This window comes from Rhizobium sp. 05L419 (assembly GCF_056397845.1).
The window spans coordinates 88,081-108,354 of sequence record NZ_JBFTOF010000024.1 but is presented as its reverse complement, the minus strand read 5'-3'; the positions used below and the strand labels follow the sequence as shown (position 1 = coordinate 108,354).

Here is a 20,274-nt window from a genome sequence, read left to right as displayed (position 1 = left end):
ATGAGATAGTGCGTGTCATGTCTTGCTGCTTTCGGACGAAAACGCTTCGCCCGCATTTCGACTGCTGTCCAGAGCGTCTGCGACGATGCTGTCGCTGCCTGCCGTCTGCGAAATCAACGGCGCGTCGACCAGGTGCTCGCTGCTAAGTATCTGTGCAAGGTATATAAACGGCGTGGGAAGAAAATAGCAAATGCCAAGCAGTTGCAATTTCGAGCCGGACCCATAATCGCAGCGTGTGGCGGCTTTTCGTTTTGTCGTCTCATTGCCGTTTGTTTCCGCAGCATGATTGGCTTTTGCCTGAGGAAAGCCGGTGCGGCATTTTGGTCGCATCCGCCGAATCTGCAGCGGGCGCACTTGTGCACTGCACGCGCTTAATATATCTGGGCACATTATAAGTGTGCTTATGATTGGCGCAAACATCAATGAACGGCAATCCGACCCTCGGCTTCCTCCTGCACGATATCGCCCGCCTGCTGCGCAAGCGGTTCGAGCAGCGTGCCAAATGCCTTGGACTGACCCGGTCGCAGTGGCAAACGCTGGCATATCTCTCGAGCAACGAGGGGATCCACCAGGGCGGGCTCGCTGAGATACTTGAAATAGAGCCGATCACACTTGTGCGTAGCCTGGACAAGCTTGCCGAACGTGGGCTTGTCGAGCGAAGGCAGCATCCGACCGATCGCCGCATATGGCTTCTCTACATGCGAGATGAAGCCCGCCCGCTTTTGGCGGCGATGCGTGAGATCGCAGATGTGACGCGCGGCGAAGCATTGGATGGCGTATCGGCCGAACAGCGCGACGCGCTGTTCCAGATCCTGTCCCTGATGAAAACCAACCTAGTGCAGGCCTGCCGGACCCCCCTGGCCGAGAATGAGACCAAACATGGCTGACAAACACTCCCTGCGCGTCGTTGCCGACGCACATGCCAAGAACCCAGTTGAAGACATCGACGTTTGCGAACGCAAGGAAACGGTAGCCGAGGCGCCTTCATCCAATTCAGCGCCCGCTACTGCCGTGGCTGCGCCCGGCGGCACAAAGGTCCGCCGCCGGCGCAGCCTCTCACGGCCGGTTCTTTTCGCCTTGCTGCCGGCCGCGCTCGTCGTTGGCGGCTACGACTACGTCAACGGCGGTCAGATCATGTCCACGGACAACGCCTACATCCAGGCCGACATGGTCGGTCTGACGACAGATGTTTCCGGTATTGTCGAGCGGATCGATGTTCATGAGAACGAGGCGGTCAAGAAAGGGCAGGTCCTCTTCAGCCTGCGGCAGGATTCCTTCAAAATTGCTCTCGATGGCGCCGAGGCTCAGCTCGGTGCGGTCCGCAACCAGATCCTGAACCTCAAGGCCAGCTATCAGCAATCGCTGGCCGAGATCGTTCAGGCCGAAGCCGATATTCCCTATTACCAGAGCGAGCTCGACCGCCAGCAGAGCCTCGTCAACAGCGCGGCGGCAACGCGCGCCGCCTTCGATCAGGCCAGGCACAATCTCGATGCCGGCCACCAGAAGGTCGCCGTTGCCAAGGCGCAAGCCGCGGCAACGCTGGCGCAGCTCGGCGGCAACGCCGATCAGCCTGCCGAGCAGAACCCGCTTTACCTCGAGGCCAAGGCCAAGGTCGATGATGCCCAGCGCGAACTCGACCACAGCGTCGTCAAGGCGCCGTTCGACGGTATCGCGACCAATGTGAACTCTCTGCAGCCCGGTTCCTACCTGCAGGCGTCGTCGCAGGCCTTCGCGCTGGTATCGACGAGCAACCTCTGGATTGCGGCAAGCCCGAAGGAAACGGAACTCACCTACGTGAAGCCCGGCCAGACGGTCAGCATCCATGTCGACAGCTATCCGGGCGTCGAGTGGAAGGGCAAGGTCGAAAGCATCAGCCCTGCGTCGGGCTCCAGCTTCTCGCTGCTACCGGCACAGAATACCACCGGCAACTGGGTCAAGGTCGTGCAGCGCATCCCGATGCGCGTCAGCATCGAGGATGCCACCGGCAACCCGCCGCTTCGCGTCGGCATGAGCACGGTCGTCGACGTCGATACGGGTCGCGCCCGCGGCCTTCCGGATTTCGTCTCCAAGCTTTTGGGCCGCACCGGCGGCAAGGATCATGAGTAGCGTCGCCTCTTCCCCGGTCACCCCGGTCGCCAATCGAGGCGCGATCACGGCCTGCGTCATCCTGGCCGTCATCATGCAGGCGCTGGACACCACGATCGCCAACGTGGCGCTGCCCTATATCCAGGGCAGCGTGTCGGCGAGCGCCGACCAGATCAACTGGGTGCTGACCTCGTATATCGTGGCGGCCGCCATCATGACGCCACCGTCGGGCTTTCTGGCTGCCAAGTTCGGCCGCAAGCGGGTGCTGCTGACCGCAATCATCGGCTTCGTCGTCGCGTCGGTTCTTTGCGGCCTGGCGCAGTCCCTCAACCAGATCGTCGCTTTCCGTCTCCTTCAGGGGCTGTTCGGCGCTTCGCTGGTTCCCCTGTCCCAGGGCATCCTCCTCGACATCTACACCGTCGAGGAGCGCGGCTCGGCCATGGCCTTGTTCGGCGTCTCGGTCATGGTCGGACCGGTCCTCGGGCCTGTCATCGGCGGCTGGCTGACCGACAACATCAGCTGGCGGTGGGTCTTCTACATCAACGTGCCGATCGGCGCGCTGGCGTTCGCGGGTATCGTCGTCTACGTCACGGAGACGAAGCGGGACATACTGGCCAAACTCGACTGGTTCGGTTTCGGGATGATGAGCCTCGGGATCGCGTCGCTGCAGCTCTTCCTCGACCGCGGCGAGCAGCTCAACTGGTTCGCGTCGGGCGAAATCATGATCGAGGCGATCGTCTGTGCCGCGGCCTTCTATCTGTTGATCGTACATACGCTGACCGCAGAGAAGTCCTTCGTCAATCCGAAGCTGTTTTTGGACCGGAACTTCAGCGTCAGCATGATCTTCATCTTCGTGATCGGGATTACCTATCTCGCGTCGCTGGCGCTGATGACGCCCTACTTGCAGACGCTGATGGGCTACCCTGTGATGACAGCCGGCATCGTCATGGGGCCGCGCGGACTGGGGACCATGCTCTGCATGTTCATCGTCGGCAGGCTGATCGGCAAGGTGGACACCCGCCTTCTCCTGGTGCTCGGGCTCAGCCTGACGGCATGGGCGATGTACGACATGACCGGCTGGACGCCCGACGTCTCGCAGTGGACCATCGTTTCTGTCGGCTTCGTCCAGGGCGCCGGTCTCGGCTTCCTGTTCGTGCCGCTGACGACGATTGCCTTTTCGACGCTGCCCGCGCATCTGCGTGGCGAAGGAACGGGTCTGTACAACCTGTCGCGAAACATCGGCTCGAGCGTCGGCATCTCGATCGTCTCCGCTCTGCTGGTCGAGAACGCGCAGGTCAACCACGAGACGATTGCGGCCTATGTGACACCGTTCAACCGGGCATTCGAGGCGACCGCTGCCCAGGGGCTGAGCCCGCTGACGGCGGCCGGACGGGCATCGCTGAACGAGCTGATCACGCTGCAGTCCACCATCATCGCCTATATGGACGACTTCAAGCTGCTGATGATCATGTCGCTTGCGGTCATTCCGCTGGCACTCCTGCTGCGCAAGCCCAAGGTTGCGCCGGTGCTGGACCACAGTGCCGTCATGGAATGATCACCGGAACGGCTTGCTGAGATAACGCGACCCCACAATGGCGAAGCGCCAGGGTGCATCGGCATTCTTCGTTATGCCGATGCGCTTGCCGGAGACGATTTCGGCGGGCCGCACGGACGGCGCGATCGAAAAGGGCTCGCGGTCGAGCAGCCGGTCGTTGAGCGTGATGTCGATACCGAGTGCCTGACAGAGTTTCCCCGGGCCGCTGCACAGTTGCACCGCGAGATCAGTGCCGCGCCGCTCGATCATTTCGGCAAGCCCGATCTGCGGTTCCATCGCCCGAATGAGCACCGCCGAACCCGGGGTGCAGACGAAGTTCAGGCACCAATGCATCCCGTAGATGCGGTAGATGTAGACGTTGCCGGGGCGGCCGAACATGGCGCCGTTGCGCCGCGTCGGGCCGCGGAAGGCGTGAGAGGCCTCGTCGTCGGGGAAATACGCTTCCGTCTCAACGATGCGGCCACCGGCATTGCCGACGAGGAGACGGCAGGCGAGCAGATCCCGCGCGACCGCCACCGCGTCGCGCTCGAAGAAGCTCTGAAGCTCGTCGCCGTTGAGGGGAGCGGTGCTGATTGCACCAAGCGCTTGTGTCATCTGTCCTTCGCGCTAGTGGCTGGCTTTGCCGTGAGCGATTGATGACCCGGTCACCGAAACCGGATCGCTTGCGGGGAACGTATCTTCGAGGCCTTCCTCCAGCTCTTCTTCCAGAAGCGCCGGATCCTTGCCGCGCGGGCCATCCGTCTGCGAGCTCTGCAGGGCGGTCGCAAGCAGCGCCCTGGCGCGCGTTATGGCGTTGTCGCTCGTCAGTCCCGGAGAGGCTGCGGTGTAGAGGGTGACTGCTATGCCGTTGCCCGACTGATCGCCGAAGGCAACGACGAAGCCGCCGTCCTTCGGGTGTACTGTGACTTCTGTGATGGCCATGGACATGTCTCCCGGTTCCGACAGTTGCTTGAAGTGAAGCGCTTTTTGCTAGGATTGTCGAGCAAAGACCTGCACCAGCCAATCGATGAAAACGCGCACGCGCGGCGAGAGCTGCCTGTTGCGAGGATAGAGCAGCGAAACCGGGGTCTGCGTCAACGGGAAATCCGGCAGGACGAGCACGAGCGCGCCGGATGCCAGATCTTTTTCTGCATGATAGCGCGGCACCTGGATCATGCCGAGGCCGAGGCGCGCGGCCGAGATGAAGCTTTCGGCGGCATTCACGGTGACGACGGCAGGCAGAACGATGTTGCGCACGGCGCCGTCGACAATGAATTCGAGCGGCAGAACGCCCCCTGTCGCCGTCGAACGAAAGCCGACCATGCGGTGCCCCTCCAGCTTTTCGGGATGCTCCGGCATCCCGTATCTCTCGATATAACCGGGCGAGGCGAGCGTCACTTCCTCCAGCATCGCAACACGCCGGGCCACCATGTCGCTGTCTTGCGGGATGCCGACGCGCAGCACGCAGTCTATGCCTTCGCGGACGAGATCCACCAGCCGGTCGCCCTCGCTCATGTAGAATTCGATGTCTGGATAGGTCTCCAGAAATGATGGCAGGCTGGGCAGCACGAAATGCCGGGCGAGCGTGCCGTGCACATCGACCCGCAACATGCCCTTCGGCTTGGCGCCTGCAAATGCGCCTTCGGCATCCTCGATATCGGAGAGGATCGTCAGGCAGCGTTGGTAGTAGGCTTCTCCGTCGAGCGTCGGGCTCACATGACGCGTCGTTCGCTGCAGCAGCCGGACGCCGAGGCGGGCTTCCAGCTGTTTGACGGCATCGGTGACGGTCGAGCGCGGCAGGCCGGTATCCTCGGCGGCGGCGGTAAAACTGCGGCGCTCCACGACACGGGAAAACACCCGCATGGCATCAAATCTGTCCATCTCGTTTGTTCGCAATCTCCGGATAGTGATGGCGAATAATGGACGATTATCCGCCGGAAGAAAAGCGTCATCTTCTGCTCATCGAAAACGCGCTGCGGCGCAAACGACTGAAGGAGAAAGACAATGGCCACATCGGGAAACAAAGTCGCACTGGTTACCGGCGCTTCCAGAGGCATCGGCGCAGCGATCGCCGAACGCCTCGCCAAGGACGGCTTCACCGTCGTCATCAACTACTCCGGCAACTCAGCTCCGGCCGAGGAACTGGCAGCGACGATCGAACAGAACGGCGGCAAGGCGCTGACGGCAAGGGCCGATGTGAGCGATGCCGAAGCGGTTCGCCGCATGTTCGATGCAGCGGAAGCGGCTTTCGGCGGGATCGATGTCCTCGTCAACAATGCCGGCATCATGATGCTGTCCTTGATCGCCGATGCCGACGACRCCAACGTCGACCGCCAGATCAGCGTCAACCTGAAGGGTACGTTCAATACGCTGCGCGAAGCCGGCAAGCGCCTGCGCGACGGCGGCCGGATCATCAACTTCTCGACCTCGGTCGTCGGCGTCAAGCTTGAAACCTATGGCGTCTACGCTGCCACCAAGGCCGCCGTCGAAACGTTGACGGCGATCATGTCGAAGGAAATGCGCGGCCGCAACATCACCGTCAACGCCGTCGCACCGGGTCCGACGGCCACCGATCTTTTCCTGAACGGAAAGTCCGACGACCTCGTTGCCCGCATGTCGAAGATGAACCCGCTCGAACGCCTGGGAACACCGCAGGATATTGCGGCATCGGTCTCCTTCCTTGCCGGTCCTGACGGTTCGTGGATCAACGGCCAGGTGCTGCGCGCCAACGGCGGCATGGTCTGATCCTTCAACAGCCGGGCGGCGGGTATCCCGCCGCCCGGCCAACGAGCCAATCAACGCCCATCTCGAACAAGGAACAGGACAATGAGCAAGCAAGTTATCGTCATCACCGGTGCATCCAGCGGCTTCGGCGCTCTCACCGCCCGCGCCCTCGCCAAGGAAGGCCATATCGTTTACGCCGGCATGCGCGCCACGCAAGGCCGCAACGCCAAGGCGGTGGCCGACGCTGCGGCCTTCGCCAAGGAGAACGGCGCCGACCTGCGCTCGGTCGAACTCGATGTCGCCTCCGACGCCTCCGTCGAAGCCGGCATCGCCAAGATCATCGCCGATGCTGGACGTCTCGACGTCGTCATGCACAATGCCGGCCATATGTCGTTCGGCCCGGCGGAAGCGTTCACGCCGGAACAGTTTGCTGAACTCTTCGACATCAATGTGCTGTCCACCCAGCGGGTGAACCGTGCAGCGCTCCCCTACCTGCGCAGGCAAGGCAAGGGGCTGATCGTCTGGGTTTCCTCGTCCAGCACCCGCGGCGGCACGCCTCCGTATCTGTCGCCCTATTTCGCCGCCAAGGCAGCGATGGATTCGCTGGCCGTTTCCTACGCCGCCGAGCTGACCCGGTGGGGCATCGAGACGTCGATCATCGTTCCCGGCGCCTTCACCAAGGGCACCAACCACTTCGCCCATTCAGGCTCGCCGGCCGACACGGCGCGGGCCGCCGAATATAACGAGGGTCCCTACAAGGGCGTGCCGGAGCAGGCATTGCAGGGTCTGGCTGCCCTTGAGCCAGCGGATGCCGATGCAGGCTCGGTCGCGGTTGCCATCGTCGATGTCATCGGCATGCCGTTCGGCAAGCGCCCCTTCCGCGTCCATGTCGATCCGTCGCAGGACGGTGCCGAGATCGTCAACGGTGTTGCCGACCGTGTGCGGGCCGAGATGTTCCGCAATATCGGTCTTCAGGATCTGCTGAAGCCGACGGCTATCGTTTGAGACCTAAGACTGGGGCCAGCGTTCCGGATCGAAAGCCGGCCCTCGACCTGTACTCGACACGACAAAGCCGGCACCCTGGCAGACATTATTTCATTTTCGCGAATGATCGTTCAAGAGAATGTCCTCTTACATTTGTATTCGTATTGTCTATATTAGCTGAGTAGGGGCAGCCGGGACGCCTCCAATTCCGGATCTCCAGCCTCAAATAACTGCGGGGCCATTTCCCCTGATGGCGCGGCAGAGCATGAAAGAATAAAATAAAAATCAGACAGTTGCGGCCCGTCGAAGGAACTTCCTTCCGGGCCGCACTTCTGTCAGGTCTCGTTCAGCTTGGCTTCCACCAGCAACTTGACCAGCCAATCCACGAAGACGCGCACCTTGTTGCTGAGGTGTCGGTTGGGCGGATAGACGATGTAGAGCGCGAGCGGTTCGCGGTTCCATTCGGGCAGTACCTGCACCAGTTCTCCCTTGGCCAGCGCCTCGCGGATCATGAAGCGGGGCAGCTGCGCGATACCGAGGCCGGTCGTTGCTGCAGTCACGAAGGTTCTGCTGTCGTTGACCGACACCATGTATCGTGGGCTGATCTCCAGTTGTTCGTTGTCCTTGCGGAACTCGAACGGGAGCGTCCGGTTGGTCTGCGCGCGAAAATAACTGACCGAATAATGATCGTTTTCGAGATCTTCCGGCCGCTCCGGCTTGCCGAATTTCTCGATGTAGAGCGGCGACGCGCAGGTGATCAGATCGACTTCCGAGACGCGTCTTGCGATCAGGGACTGGTCGGCCGGCGTGCCGGCGCGCAGCGCGCAGTCGACGTTCTCCGCGAGATAGTCCACCGTCCGGTCGCTGACGCCGAGATCGATGCGGATATCCGGATATTTCTGGTAGAAGTCGCACAGCGCGGGCACGACGATCCAATCCGCGAAGGCGCCGGCCATCTCGACACGCAGGCGTCCGCTCGGCAATCCCTGCGAGTTCGTCAGGCTTCCGTCCAGCTCCTCGAGCTCGGAAACGATCTGCGCCGCTCGTTCGTAGTAGAGCGCACCATCCGTCGTCACCATGACGCGCCGTGTGGTGCGGTTGAGAAGCTTGGTGTGCAGATGCGCCTCAAGCCCCTGGATAAGATTGGTCACCGTCGCCTTGGGCATGGAGAGCGTGTCGGCGGCCCTTGTGAAATTGCCTGTCTCTACGACGCGAATGAAGGCGCGCATTGCCGAGAGCTGGTCCATCGGAAATCACCTAAGAAGGTTGCACTGCGGTATTGTTCGAAATTCGGAACAGTGTAATCGCGATGGCGCTTCTTATTCCGAGACTGGAATAACAATATGTTTTTTTCAGAAATTGCAAGCCGTGATGACAAGCAATACGTTACTCCGGTGGAGCGAAGGCTAAGACGATGACGGTGCAGGTGAAAGACATGATGCTGGAGAAGGTGGCCACCGGCCCCGTTTCCGCACGCGTCTATCAGGGCGCCGAATACGGCAAGGGCTCGCCGATCGTGCTGTTCTTTCACGGCGGCGCGTTCCTGCAGTCCGGCATCAAGGATAGTGTTGCTGCCGAGAGCATGGCGCGAGCCGGCTCCATCGTCGTCGTTCCCGACTACAATGCACCGCTTGGCAACGTCTTTCCGAAGCCGCTCGAAGTCGGGTACTCGCTGTTTTCCTACATGGCGAACAAGCGTGCCTCGGGGCTCGGCGATCGCAATTCTCTGCTTATCGTTGCGGGCGAGGAAGCGGGCGGCAATATCGCCGCCGGCGTCGCCCTTAAGGCACGAGATCACTATGCCGAGGCGCTTGACGGACAGATCCTGATTTCGCCGCTGCTCGATCCTTTCATGGGAACGTCGTCGATCCGCAAGGCCGACGGCATCGGCATGCGCCAACGCTGGGCCGAAGGCTGGAGCCACTATCTCAGCGGTGGCGGCTGCCATCCCTATGCGGCGCCGTGTCTGTGTTCGCGTATTTCGGGCGTTGCGCCTGCCCTGGTTTTTACCGCTGAAGACGACCCGCTCCACGACGAGACGCTCGGCTATGCCGATCGCCTCAAGCAGGCAGGCGTCGGAGTCCGTCAGCATGTCCTTCCCGCCGGGACAGGCTGGCCATCGATTTACGGCGGGATGTCCGAAAAGGCTTCCACCTGGCAGGAAATTGTCAGCCGCGAGTTTGGAAGCTTCGTGAAGACCCTTAGCGTTCAACCCATTGCATTGAAGACGAACTGATCATTTCCGGCCGTGAGGGCCGTAAGGAGAGTACCAATGACGTCCAGTAAGAAGCGCTGGGCCCTTGTGGGCGCCGGCTTGGGACTTGCTGCGTCCGTTTCGGCCGCAGCCATCTTTTTCGAACTGCCGATGAGCGCGACCGCCACGGCCGCTTCCGCCCCTGCACAGGCTCCCGCTGTGCCGGTCACGGTTGCCGTCGTTGCCAGCCGCGACGTCACCAACTGGGAAGAATTCTCAGGCCGGCTTGAAGCCGTCGACCGCGTGCAGGTCCGTTCGCGCGTCGCCGGTGCCGTCCAGTCGGTTCACTTCCGCGAAGGTGCGCTGGTAAAGGCGGGCGATCTGCTCTTCACCATCGATCCTGCCCCATACCAGGCCGCCGTTTCGCAGGCGGAAGGGCAGGTGGCCTCGGCCGAAGCCAAGGTCAATCTTTCGCAGATCGAGCTTGAGCGCGGCCGCAGGCTTTCCGAAAACAGGACCATTTCGCAAAGCGACATGGACCAGCGCCAAAATGCGTTTACGGAAGCCCAGGCGGGTCTTCGCACTGCCCAGGCCGCCCTTCAATCGGCGCAGCTCGAACTCGGCTATACCGAGGTCCGTGCACCGGTCGGCGGACGCGTCGGCAAGTTCGAGATCACCGTCGGCAACCTCGTCGCCGCAGGGTCGACTTCGCCGGCGCTGACGACGCTTGTCTCCGTCGATCCGATCTACGCCAGCTTCAATGCCAGCGAAGAGATGGTCGCCAAGGCGCTTGCGCAGCTTCCTGCTGGCGACGGTGCAGTGCCTGCCCTGGAACAGGTCCCGGTTGAGGTCGGCACGCTTGCCGATCAGGGTACCCCGATCAAGGGCAAGCTGCAGCTGATCGACAACCAGGTTGACGCCGCAAGCGGCACGATCGGTGTTCGCGCCGTGTTCGACAATCCGGGCGGCAAGCTGATCCCCGGCCAGTTCGTCCGCGTCCGCATGGGTCAGCCGAAAGCTGAGAACAAGGTGCTGATCAGCGAGCGCGCCATCGGGACCGACCAGGACAAGAAGTTCGTCTTCGTCGTCGATGGGGAGAACAAGGTGAGCTACCGGCCGGTCCAGCTCGGCATGGCTGCCGGGGGTGAGCGTGTCGTCGAAAGCGGCCTTGCGGTCGGCGACAAGATTGTCGTCAACGGCTTGCAGCGCATTCGTCCGGGTGCGGTCGTGGCGCCGCAGATGGAAGAGAAAGTCGCGGCCGCCCAGTAGGCCGCAGCAATTGCTTTCCTCTTCTCTTCACAAGGACGAGGAAAGCCCAGGTACCCGAAATGACATGACCCACCGGCGGCATCCCAACCGCCGGAGAGGGCCGTTTTATCCCAGTTTCATCCCGGAGAGGGCTTTGAAATGAACATCTCAAGATTCTTTGTCGACCGCCCGGTGTTTGCCGGGGTACTATCGGTCCTCATCGTGGTCGCCGGCCTCATCGGCATGCGATCGCTGCCGATTTCCGAATATCCGGAAGTCGTTCCGCCGTCGATCGTCGTGCGTGCCACCTATCCGGGCGCCAACCCGAAGGTCATCGCCGAAACCGTCGCCACGCCGCTCGAAGAGCAGATCAACGGCGTCGAGGGCATGCTCTACATGTCCAGCCAGGCGACATCGGACGGCGTGATGACGCTGACTGTAACCTTCAAGCTCGGCACCGACCCCGATCAGGCACAGCAGCTCGTCCAGAACCGCGTCTCGCAGGCCGAACCCCGCCTGCCGGAAGAGGTGAAGAGCATCGGCGTCACCACGGTCAAGAGTTCGCCCGACCTGATGATGGTCGTGAACCTGACCTCGCCTGACAACCGCTACGACATCACCTACCTGCGCAACTACGGCGTCTTGAACGTCAAGGACCGGCTGGCGCGCATCCAGGGCGTCGGCCAGGTGCAGATCTTCGGTTCGGGCGACTATTCGATGCGCGTCTGGATCGATCCGCAGAAGGCGGCCGAGCATGGGCTTGCCGCAAGCGACATCACCAACGCCATCCGCCAGCAGAACGTCCAGGCGGCCGCCGGCACCATCGGCGCATCGCCGAGCCTGCCCGGCATCGACGTCCAGTTGAACGTCAACGCGCAAGGCCGTCTGCAGACGCCGGAAGAGTTCGGTAACATCATCGTCAAGAGCGGCACGAACGGTGAGATTACCCGCCTGCGCGACGTCGCACGCGTTGAGCTCGGCGCCGCCGATTATTCGCTGCGCTCGCTGCTCGACAGCAAGGCGGCGGTCGCCATCCCGGTCTTCCAGGCGCCGGGCTCCAACGCCATCACCATCTCGGACGAGGTCGTCAAGACCATGAACGAGCTGCAGCTGGCGATGCCTGAGGGGGTGAAGTACGAGATCGTCTACGATACGACGAAGTTCGTGCGGGCCTCGATCGAGAAGGTCGTGGACACGCTGTTGGAAGCGATCGCGCTCGTCGTCATCGTCGTCATTCTCTTCCTGCAGACATGGCGGGCGTCGATCATCCCGCTGATTGCCGTTCCGGTATCGATCATCGGTACCTTCGCGGTGATGTACGTCTTCGGCTTCTCGATCAATGCGCTCAGTCTCTTCGGGCTCGTGCTGGCGATCGGCATCGTCGTCGACGACGCGATCGTCGTCGTCGAAAACGTCGAACGCAATATCGAAAACGGGTTCAGTCCGCGTGAGGCGACCTATCGCGCCATGAAGGAAGTGTCCGGGCCGATCGTCGCGATCGCGCTGGTGCTGGTGGCGGTCTTCGTGCCGCTGGCCTTCATCACCGGGCTGTCGGGTCAGTTCTACCGCCAGTTCGCGCTGACGATCGCGATCTCGACCGTCATTTCGGCCATCAACTCGCTGACATTGTCCCCGGCTCTCGCGGCTCTTCTCCTGAAGGACCACCATGCGCCGAAGGATTGGCTGACGCGGGGCATGGACTTCGTCTTCGGCTGGTTCTTCCGTGGCTTCAACCGCGCCTTCAGCGCCGGCTCGAACGCCTACGGCAAGGGCGTCGGCGGTCTGCTGTCGCGAAAGAGCATCGTCATGGTGATCTACCTCGCATTGGCCGGAGCGACCTACGGTCTCTTCAATGCCGTGCCCGGCGGCTTCGTCCCGGCGCAGGACAAGCAGTATCTGATCGGCTTCGCACAGCTGCCTGATGCCGCAAGCCTCGACCGTACCGAAGACGTCATCAAGCGCATGAGCGACATCGCCCTGCAGCAGCCGGGCGTCGAGCATGCGATTGCCTTCCCGGGTCTTTCGATCAACGGTTTCACCAACAGCTCGAACGCCGGTATCGTGTTCGTCAGCCTGAAGCCGTTCGACGAGCGAAGGACGCCCGATCTCTCTGGCGGGGCAATCGCCATGCAGCTGAACCAGAAGTTCGGTGCGATCCAGGATGCGTTCATCGCCATGTTCCCGCCGCCGCCCGTCCAGGGTCTCGGCACGACCGGCGGCTTCAAGCTGCAGCTCGAGGATCGGGCTGGTCTCGGCTACCAGGCGCTCGACGAGGCCAACAAGGCATTCCTTGCCAAGGCCTATCAGGCACCCGAACTGGCAGGGCTGTTCTCCAGCTACCAGATCAACGTGCCGCAGCTCTATGCGGACCTTGATCGCGCCAAGGCCGAACAGCTCGGCGTCTCGGTCACCGATGTCTTCGAAACCCTGCAGATCTACCTCGGTTCGCTCTATGTGAACGACTTCAACGCCTTCGGCCGCACCTACAGCGTCCGGGTGCAGGCCGATGCCAAATTCCGTGCTACTGCGGACGATATCGGACAGTTGAAAGTTCGTTCGGCATCGGGCCAGATGATCCCGCTTTCGGCGCTACTGAAGGTCGATGCCACCACGGGGCCTGAGCGGACGAACCGCTACAACGGCTTCCTGGCTGCCGATATCAACGGCGGCCCGGCACCGGGTTTCTCGTCGGGGCAGGCCCAGGCTGCGATCGAGAGGATTGCCGACGAGACGCTGCCTAAGGGCATCGGCTACGAGTGGACGGATCTGACCTACCAGCAGATTCTTGCCGGAAGCTCGGGCATGTTGGTCTTCCCGCTGGCGCTGCTCCTGGTCTATCTCGTGCTCGCTGCCCAGTATGAAAGCCTGACGCTGCCGCTTGCGATCATCATGATCGTGCCGATGGGCGTTCTGGCTGCCTTGACAGGCGTCTGGCTCACCGGCGGAGACAATAACATCTTCACCCAGATCGGCCTGATCGTCCTTGTCGGTCTCTCGGCGAAAAACGCGATCCTGATCGTGGAATTCGCCMGCGAGCTGGAGTTCGAGGGACGGACGCCGGTCCAGGCGGCTGTTGAGGCAAGCCGTCTGCGCCTGCGCCCGATCCTGATGACCTCGATGGCCTTCATCATGGGGGTCGTGCCGCTGGTCACCTCGACCGGTGCCGGTGCCGAGATGCGCGCGGCGATGGGTGTGGCGGTGTTCTCGGGCATGATCGGCGTCACCTTCTTCGGCATCTTCATGACACCTGTTTTCTATGTGCTGGTGCGCAAGCTGACGGGCAACCGTCCGCTCGTGCAGCACAAGGAGGAACATCACGATGAGGGCGGGGCAGAGGTGATACGACTGGCCGCCGAATAGGCTTCACCATCTCGATAAATGTAAAAGGCGGGGCATTGTCCCGCCTTTTCTGTTTTCTTGCGCCGATCCCGCAGTTAGTCTTGATTGACGTACATCGGGCGAGAGGAGTCGTTCGGGGTAACGGTTGATGGAGGGTTCAATGCATATTGCGATCGTCGGGGCGGCTGGCATGATCGGGCGCAAGTTGACGGCGCGGCTGGTGTCCGATGGCCGTCTGGCGGGGCAGTCGGTTTCCCGTCTTTCGCTCGTTGATGTGATCGAGCCCGCCGTGCCGCAAGGCTTTGCGGGCCTCGTCGATACGAGTGCTGCCGATATCTCGAGCCCGGCTCAGGCGGCGCGCCTCGTCAAGCCCAGGCCCGATGTGATTTTCCATCTTGCCGCTATCGTTTCGGGAGAGGCGGAGCTGGATTTCGAAAAGGGCTACGGCATCAACCTCGATGGGACGCGTGCGCTGTTGGAGGCAATCCGTCTTGCCCACGTTGAGGACGGGTACCGGCCATGCGTGGTCTTCACATCGTCCATCGCGGTCTTCGGAGCGCCTTTCCCGGAGGTGATACCGGACGATTTCAATCTGACGCCGCTGACAAGCTACGGCACGCAGAAGGCGATGGGCGAGCTCCTGCTCGCCGACTATACCCGCCGCGGGTTCATCGATGGCATAGGCATTCGATTGCCGACGATCTGCATCCGCCCGGGCAAGCCGAACAAAGCGGCATCCGGTTTCTTCTCCGGCATCGTGCGCGAACCGCTTGCCGGGCAGCCGGCAATCCTTCCGGTACCCGATACGGTCCGGCACTGGCACGCTTCGCCGCGCTCGGCCGTCGGCTTCCTGATCCATGCCGCCAGCATCGATCGCCAGCTCCTGGGCTCTCGGCGAAACCTGACGATGCCGGGCGTCAGCGCCACGGTGGCGGATCAGATCGAGGCGTTGCGCCGCGTTGCCGGTGACGATGCCGTCCGCCTGATCCGCCGCGAACCCGATGAACTGGTCAAGAAGATCGTCGCGGGGTGGCCGCAGGCATTCGAGGCGCTCCGAGCAAAGGAGCTGGGCTTCGTTGCCGATGCGTCGTTCGACGATATCATCCGGGTGCATATCGAAGACGAAATGGGAGGAAATCTCTGATGAACGACACGGCGCGCCGCATCGCATTTCTGGGGACCGGGCTGATGGGAGCGCCGATGGTCCGTCGGCTGCTGCATGCCGGGTTCGACGTCACGGTGTGGAACCGCGACAGGACAAAGGCCGATGCGCTTCTTGAGGATGGGGCGGTCGTAGCCGATACGGCCGCAGAGGCGGTGAAGGGTGCTTGCGTGGTGTTCCTGATGCTGAGCGACGGCAAGGCAGTGTCGGACGTCCTGTTTTCGCAGGGCGTTGCTCCGGCGCTTGAAGCCGGAGCCGTGGTGATCGACTCGAGTTCGATCGCACCGGAAGCGGCGCGCGTGCATGCGGCGAGACTGGCCGAGCAGGGCATCCGGCATCTCGATGCGCCGGTCTCCGGCGGTGTTGTCGGCGCGGCGGCCGGAACGCTTGCGATCATGGCAGGCGGCGACGCAGCCGTTGTCGAGGAGCTCATCGGCGTCTTTGCGCCACTCGGTCGCGTCACTCATGTCGGACCGAGTGGCACTGGCCAACTTGCGAAGTTGGGAAATCAGCAGATCGTCGCCGTGACGATCGGCGCCATAGCCGAGGCCATGATGCTGGTCGAGGCAGGTGGCGGCTCGCGAGAGGCATTTCGCCGGGCGATCCGTGGCGGTTTCGCCGAAAGCCGGATCCTCGACATTCACGGGCAGCGGATGGTCGAACGCAACTTCGGTCGCGCGGGTCCATCGAAACTGCAGCTGAAAGACCTGAACAACATTCTTGCAGAAGCAGAAAGGCTGTCGCTGACCTTGCCGCTCACCGAAGTCGTTCGCACGGAATTTGCCGCCTTCGTCGAAGGCGGCGGCGGGGAGATTGATCACAGCGGGTTGCTGCTGCATCTTGAAGAGAAGAACGCCCGTTCGCAAAAGCAGCGGTGAGTGGAGTGTTCCGTCGAGGCGCGGATTGGATAAGCAGAAATGATGATGAGGCGCGACACAATCATTGATGGATTTTTAGAGGGTTCTCACTAAACTCTCGCGTAGAGATTGGTCGGTGCGTATCGAACGCTTCCTCCGGACCTGTGGAGGTCTGTTGCTTTGAAGCTGCATGAGGCTTAGACGACTTTGGTCCCTAACGATTCCACACGATCCGAGCGGGAATTCCAGGATCTGTTGCGGCGTCTCGAGCTTGCGCTCGATGCTTCGCAGATCGGCGTGTGGCAACACGATCTGGAGAAGCACGAAATCTCGTGGGACGCGCAGATGCACCGTCTCTACCAAACGGGGCGCAAGAGCGGGCTAGTTGCGACGTCGGTCTGGTCCAATGCCATTCATCCCGACGATCGCGAGCGTGCCGAACTCGAATTCAGCGATGCGGTGGCCAGGCGCGGGCAATATAACTCGGAGTTCCGTATCGTCTGGCCTGATGGCGATGTGCGTTATATCCGGTCGCGCGCGCATTTCTATGTCAGCGAGGAGGGAGCGCCTTCCTTCATCGGCGCGGAATGGGATGTGACGGCGGACGTCCGTCTCAATGCTGAGGCGGCTCGCCAGAGAGCGGTGGCCGAAGCGCGGGCACTCGCACTGGAGCAGAGTGCAGCTCGCATCGAGTATGCCGCCGAGCACGATTATCTGACGGGCCTGCCGAACCGGCGGCTTTTCGACAAGCGGCTGGCGCAATTGGCCGAGGACCCGACGGTGTCGACGCTCGCCGTGCTGCACCTTGATCTCGATGAGTTCAAGCAGATCAACGACGCACATGGCCATGCGGCCGGCGATGCCGTGTTGCGGGCGGCCGCCTTGCGGATCGAGGCTGCGCTTCCAAAAGGCAGTGTCATAGCGCGCATCGGAGGCGACGAATTCGTCATCATCCTGGTCAATTTCGCAAGCGTCGATATCCTCCAGAAGATCGCGCGCGACGTGCAGCGGCGCCTGCGCAAGAAAATCCGCTTCGGCGCGGATTTGCTGCAATCGGGGGCATCCATCGGGATTTCCTGGTCTGCAGACAGGAGTGAAGCCAACCTTTTGGCCGAGTCCGATATCGCGCTCTACCTGGCCAAGGCCTCCGGACGCGATCGCATACAGTTCTTCACGCAACAGCTGAAGGACGAGTTGATGGCCAAGCGCCGGATCGGGGAAGAGCTCAAGCTTGCGCTCGAGGCCGGAGAGTTCGTTCCGTTCTATCAGGTGCAGCTCGATGCCCGAACGCGCGAGATTGTCGGCCTGGAGGCGCTCGTGCGATGGCAGCACGCGGAACGGGGCATCCTTGTGCCTGGAGATTTCCTGAAGATCGCGGACGAATACGGCCTTTCGGCCGATATTGATGCGGCGATCCTAAGGCACGTGCTGAAGGATCGCCGCGAATGGGAGGGGCGCGGCGTGCAGGTGCCCCGGATCGCCGTGAATATTTCCGGCCAGCGCCTTTACGACCCCCATCTCACAGACGATCTGCTGAGCCTCGATATTCCGCAGAACGCCATTGTCTTCGAACTGATCGAGACGATCTTTCTCGACGATTGCGACGACGAAATGCTTCAGAGCGTCGAGCAGATCAAGCAGATGGGAATCGAGATCGAGATCGATGATTTCGGCTCGGGCCACGCCTCGCTGATCGGCCTTGTCCGGCTGCGGCCGACGCGGCTGAAGATCGACCGGCAGCTTGTCGATGAGATCGACACTTCCGACGAGCAACGCCGGGTGGTCAAGTCGATCATCGAGATTGCCAAGGCTCTGGGTGTCAGGGTGATTGCCGAAGGGGTCGAAACCGAGGGACATGCCACGACGCTTGCCAAGCTCGGTTGCGAAACGCTGCAGGGCTTTGCGCTCGGTCGTCCGGTTCCGGCATCTGAGATTGATGGAATCTTCGTCTCACCGGTTGCCGGTTAGCCTGCGGCTGGCAAGCTGCTATGCAGCCGTGTCGAGTTCGCCTCGGGCTTCGAGGTACCAATCGACGAAGGCTGAAACGCCGTCTGCGAGGGCCGTGTCGGGCTTATAGCCGGTCAGCGCCACCAGGAGATCGGGGCTGGCAAAGGTGCGGGGCACGTCGCCCTTCTGCATCGGCAACATGGTGCGTCTGGCGGAGCGACCGAGTGCTTTTTCGACGGTATCGACGAAGTCCAGCAGGCTGGTCGGTTGGCCGCCGCCGAGGTTGACGATACGAAACGGCGCCTGATGCGAGAGCGTTTCGACGCGCTCGTCGGCGACCCGGTTGGCCTCAGAGGGAACGACAGCCGAGAGCCGCACGATCGATTCGACCAGGTCGTCTATATAGGTGAAATCCCGGCTCATCTTGCCTTCGCCATAGATCTCGATCGGCTGGTCCTCGAGCATGTTCTTGACGAACTTGAAGAGGGCCATGTCAGGCCTGCCCCAGGGGCCGTAGACCGTGAAGAAGCGGAATGCGGTGGTCGGGATCTTGTGAAGGTGCGAATAGCTGTGGGCCATCAGCTCCATCGACTTCTTCGTCGCGGCATAGAAGGTCAGCGGCTCGTCGGCGCGATCGGTCTCGCGGAACGGCACCGTCGGATTGGCGCCGTAGATCGAAGAGGTGGAGGCCAGCATCAGGTGGGCGACACCCGCGTTTTTCGCGATCTCCAGGATGTTCCACGACCCCACCAGGTTCGACGACAAGTAGGCCTGCGGGTTTTCGTTGCTATAGCGGACGCCGGCCTGGGCGGCGAGATGAATGATGATATCGGGCCTGGCGGCTGCCACAGCGTCTTCGAGCGCGCTGCGATCCTCCAGCATTGCGGTCACCGGGCGGAATGCCGGAAACTGCGCGAGCGCTGCATTGCGCATGTGCTTCAGCTTGATGTTGTAATAGTGCGTCATACCATCGAAACCGGTCACCTCATGACCTTCCTGCAGCAGGCGGCGGGCAAGGTGAAAGCCGATAAACCCGGCGGTTCCGGTGATGAAATAGCGCATGTCTATGTCCCGCTCTTCTTGCCGACCGCGAAGTAGCTGAAGCCATGCCTGACGACTTCGGCGATCGGATAGATATTGCGCAGATCGACGAGGATCGGCTGGCGCACCAGCTTCTTCAGGCGTTTGAAATCGAGCGCGCGGAACTCATCCCACTCGGTGACCAGCACCACGCGCAGGCGGCGATGACCTTGCGGCCCATGGCGCGCTTGCGGTTGTCGTTGATCGCCACGGTCGTCTCGATCAGGCGGACCGGGCTGTCGAAATCCTGGGCGGTCTTGACGAGCGCCAGCGTGTCCTTCGGAAAACAGGAGCCGCCGTAGCCCGGGCCGGCATGCAGGAACTTGTCGCCGATGCGYTTGTCCATGCCGATRCCCTTGGCGACCTTCTGCACGTCGGCGCCGATMTGCTCGCAGAGGTCGGCGATTTCGTTGATGAAGGTGATCTTCATGGCGAGGAAGGCATTGGCGGCGTACTTGATGAGTTCSGACGTGCGGCGCTCGCAGAAATAGAGAGGCGCCTCGTTCAGATAGAGCGGACGATAGACCTCGCGCATGATCTCGACCGCACGCGGCTCCTCGGTGCCGAGAACRATGCGGTCGGGCCGCTTGAAGTCGGTGATCGCTGCACCTTCGCGCAGGAATTCGGGATTGGAGACGACGGCGATATCCTTGTCCGGGAACTCCTCGCGGAAGATGCGTTCGATTTCGTCGCCGGTGCCGACGGGAACCGTCGACTTGGTGACGATGACGGTAAAGCCGTTTACAGAGGCAGCAATTTCGCGTGCTGCCGCATAGACATAGGTCAGATCCGCGTGGCCGTCGCCACGACGCGACGGCGTGCCAACAGCGATGAAGACCACATCGGCTGCGGCAACCGGAGCGGCGAGATCCTTGGAGAAGTCCAGCCGGCCGGCGCTTCTGTTGTGTGCGATGATGGTTTTCAGGCCCGGTTCGAAGATCGGCACTTCGCCGGCTTCCAGCGCATCGATCTTGGCGGCCGATTTGTCGACACAGGTCACATGGTGGCCGAAATCGGCAAGGCATGCACCGGAAACAAGGCCGACATAGCCCGACCCAATCATCACAATTCGCATGGAAGCATCCCCGGGACAGCAATCGCGGCCCGCCGAACGGCGGGA

The 20,274-nt window shown here is 61.9% G+C and carries 17 protein-coding genes and 1 pseudogene; 11 read left to right on the top strand and 7 right to left on the bottom strand.

The genetic code is table 11. The features are described 5' to 3' along the window. Positions 1-15: 15 nt before the first annotated feature. Positions 16-354, bottom strand: a complete 339-nt coding sequence (locus AC1DMK_RS24510; protein WP_477862722.1) for a hypothetical protein — start codon at positions 352-354, stop codon at positions 16-18. Between the two features lie 68 nt (positions 355-422). On the opposite strand from AC1DMK_RS24510, the gene AC1DMK_RS24505 reads away from it, so the two are divergent. The 3 genes from AC1DMK_RS24505 to AC1DMK_RS24495 are packed head-to-tail and all read left to right on the top strand — an operon-like array spanning position 423 to position 3,640. Beyond that, positions 423-887 (top strand): MarR family winged helix-turn-helix transcriptional regulator, encoded by a 465-nt coding sequence (locus AC1DMK_RS24505; protein WP_477862720.1) that lies wholly within the window; start codon positions 423-425, stop codon positions 885-887. Then, on the top strand, positions 880-2,106 hold the full coding sequence (locus tag AC1DMK_RS24500) for an HlyD family secretion protein (protein WP_477862718.1): 1,227 nt from the start codon (positions 880-882) through the stop codon (positions 2,104-2,106). The genes AC1DMK_RS24505 and AC1DMK_RS24500 overlap by 8 nt, the downstream gene beginning before the upstream one ends. Continuing rightward, complete coding sequence (locus tag AC1DMK_RS24495) at positions 2,099-3,640, top strand: DHA2 family efflux MFS transporter permease subunit (RefSeq protein ID WP_477862716.1); 1,542 nt, start codon at positions 2,099-2,101, stop codon at positions 3,638-3,640. The genes AC1DMK_RS24500 and AC1DMK_RS24495 overlap by 8 nt, the downstream gene beginning before the upstream one ends. On the opposite strand, the gene AC1DMK_RS24490 is transcribed toward AC1DMK_RS24495, so the two are convergent. From AC1DMK_RS24490 to AC1DMK_RS24480, 3 genes are read right to left on the bottom strand one after another with little or no spacing between them, the layout of a single operon-like run. Beyond that, a complete protein-coding gene (locus AC1DMK_RS24490; protein ID WP_477862714.1) occupies positions 3,641-4,234 on the bottom strand; it encodes a DNA-3-methyladenine glycosylase in 594 nt (197 codons plus the stop codon). A 12-nt stretch (positions 4,235-4,246) separates the two neighbouring features. Beyond that, positions 4,247-4,561, bottom strand: coding sequence for a hypothetical protein (locus tag AC1DMK_RS24485; protein WP_477862713.1), 315 nt, complete (start codon positions 4,559-4,561; stop codon positions 4,247-4,249). 48 nt (positions 4,562-4,609) lie between these two features. Continuing rightward, entirely contained in the window at positions 4,610-5,500 is an 891-nt protein-coding gene (locus AC1DMK_RS24480; RefSeq protein WP_477862711.1) for a LysR family transcriptional regulator, read from the bottom strand. Between the two features lie 123 nt (positions 5,501-5,623). Between AC1DMK_RS24480 and AC1DMK_RS24475 the strand changes: the two genes are divergently transcribed. Beyond that, positions 5,624-6,364, top strand: a complete 741-nt coding sequence (locus AC1DMK_RS24475) for an SDR family oxidoreductase (RefSeq protein ID WP_477862709.1) — start codon at positions 5,624-5,626, stop codon at positions 6,362-6,364. An 81-nt stretch (positions 6,365-6,445) separates the two neighbouring features. Further along, a complete protein-coding gene (locus AC1DMK_RS24470; protein WP_477862708.1) occupies positions 6,446-7,348 on the top strand; it encodes an SDR family oxidoreductase in 903 nt (300 codons plus the stop codon). Between the two features lie 314 nt (positions 7,349-7,662). On the opposite strand, the gene AC1DMK_RS24465 is transcribed toward AC1DMK_RS24470, so the two are convergent. After that, positions 7,663-8,574 carry a LysR family transcriptional regulator gene (locus AC1DMK_RS24465; RefSeq protein WP_037062475.1) on the bottom strand — a complete coding sequence of 304 codons (912 nt, stop codon included), beginning with the start codon at positions 8,572-8,574 and terminating at the stop codon, positions 7,663-7,665. A gap of 167 nt (positions 8,575-8,741) precedes the next feature. Here AC1DMK_RS24465 and AC1DMK_RS24460 point away from each other — a divergent pair, with 167 nt between their 5' ends. The 6 genes from AC1DMK_RS24460 to AC1DMK_RS24435 all read left to right on the top strand — a co-directional run bounded on the left by AC1DMK_RS24460 (position 8,742) and on the right by AC1DMK_RS24435 (position 18,095). Then, the gene (locus AC1DMK_RS24460; protein WP_477862706.1) at positions 8,742-9,563 is read left to right on the top strand and encodes an alpha/beta hydrolase fold domain-containing protein; all 822 of its coding nucleotides are present in this window, start codon (positions 8,742-8,744) and stop codon (positions 9,561-9,563) included. A 36-nt stretch (positions 9,564-9,599) separates the two neighbouring features. After that, positions 9,600-10,790 carry an efflux RND transporter periplasmic adaptor subunit gene (locus tag AC1DMK_RS24455; RefSeq protein ID WP_477862704.1) on the top strand — a complete coding sequence of 397 codons (1,191 nt, stop codon included), beginning with the start codon at positions 9,600-9,602 and terminating at the stop codon, positions 10,788-10,790. 138 nt (positions 10,791-10,928) lie between these two features. Beyond that, entirely contained in the window at positions 10,929-14,129 is a 3,201-nt protein-coding gene (locus AC1DMK_RS24450; protein WP_477862702.1) for an efflux RND transporter permease subunit, read from the top strand. A 139-nt stretch (positions 14,130-14,268) separates the two neighbouring features. Further along, on the top strand, positions 14,269-15,252 hold the full coding sequence (gene denD, locus AC1DMK_RS24445; RefSeq protein ID WP_477862700.1) for a D-erythronate dehydrogenase: 984 nt from the start codon (positions 14,269-14,271) through the stop codon (positions 15,250-15,252). Then, on the top strand, positions 15,252-16,148 hold the full coding sequence (locus AC1DMK_RS24440) for an NAD(P)-dependent oxidoreductase (protein ID WP_477862698.1): 897 nt from the start codon (positions 15,252-15,254) through the stop codon (positions 16,146-16,148). Before denD ends, AC1DMK_RS24440 begins: the two co-directional genes overlap by 1 nt. A gap of 234 nt (positions 16,149-16,382) precedes the next feature. Continuing rightward, on the top strand, positions 16,383-18,095 hold the full coding sequence (locus AC1DMK_RS24435; RefSeq protein WP_477862697.1) for a putative bifunctional diguanylate cyclase/phosphodiesterase: 1,713 nt from the start codon (positions 16,383-16,385) through the stop codon (positions 18,093-18,095). A gap of 18 nt (positions 18,096-18,113) precedes the next feature. Here the strand turns inward: AC1DMK_RS24435 and AC1DMK_RS24430 are convergent, their stop codons facing one another. Together AC1DMK_RS24430 and AC1DMK_RS24425 are read right to left on the bottom strand one after the other, a co-directional pair. Next, entirely contained in the window at positions 18,114-19,136 is a 1,023-nt protein-coding gene (locus tag AC1DMK_RS24430; RefSeq protein WP_477862695.1) for an NAD-dependent epimerase/dehydratase family protein, read from the bottom strand. A 2-nt stretch (positions 19,137-19,138) separates the two neighbouring features. Then, positions 19,139-20,229: pseudogene (locus tag AC1DMK_RS24425) on the bottom strand (UDP-glucose dehydrogenase family protein). Positions 20,230-20,274: the final 45 nt, after the last annotated feature.

Bases quoted from the DNA above. Each gene is read 5' to 3' on its own strand.
- AC1DMK_RS24505 (WP_477862720.1), top strand. From the start codon at position 423: ATGAACGGCAATCCGACCCTCGGCTTCCTCCTGCACGATATCGCCCGC.
- AC1DMK_RS24500 (WP_477862718.1), top strand. From the start codon at position 880: ATGGCTGACAAACACTCCCTGCGCGTCGTTGCCGACGCACATGCCAAG.
- AC1DMK_RS24495 (WP_477862716.1), top strand. From the start codon at position 2,099: ATGAGTAGCGTCGCCTCTTCCCCGGTCACCCCGGTCGCCAATCGAGGC.
- AC1DMK_RS24490 (WP_477862714.1), bottom strand. From the start codon at position 4,234: ATGACACAAGCGCTTGGTGCAATCAGCACCGCTCCCCTCAACGGCGAC.
- AC1DMK_RS24485 (WP_477862713.1), bottom strand. From the start codon at position 4,561: ATGGCCATCACAGAAGTCACAGTACACCCGAAGGACGGCGGCTTCGTC.
- AC1DMK_RS24480 (WP_477862711.1), bottom strand. From the start codon at position 5,500: ATGGACAGATTTGATGCCATGCGGGTGTTTTCCCGTGTCGTGGAGCGC.
- AC1DMK_RS24470 (WP_477862708.1), top strand. From the start codon at position 6,446: ATGAGCAAGCAAGTTATCGTCATCACCGGTGCATCCAGCGGCTTCGGC.
- AC1DMK_RS24465 (WP_037062475.1), bottom strand. From the start codon at position 8,574: ATGGACCAGCTCTCGGCAATGCGCGCCTTCATTCGCGTCGTAGAGACA.
- AC1DMK_RS24460 (WP_477862706.1), top strand. From the start codon at position 8,742: ATGACGGTGCAGGTGAAAGACATGATGCTGGAGAAGGTGGCCACCGGC.
- AC1DMK_RS24455 (WP_477862704.1), top strand. From the start codon at position 9,600: ATGACGTCCAGTAAGAAGCGCTGGGCCCTTGTGGGCGCCGGCTTGGGA.
- denD (WP_477862700.1), top strand. From the start codon at position 14,269: ATGCATATTGCGATCGTCGGGGCGGCTGGCATGATCGGGCGCAAGTTG.
- AC1DMK_RS24440 (WP_477862698.1), top strand. From the start codon at position 15,252: ATGAACGACACGGCGCGCCGCATCGCATTTCTGGGGACCGGGCTGATG.
- AC1DMK_RS24430 (WP_477862695.1), bottom strand. From the start codon at position 19,136: ATGCGCTATTTCATCACCGGAACCGCCGGGTTTATCGGCTTTCACCTT.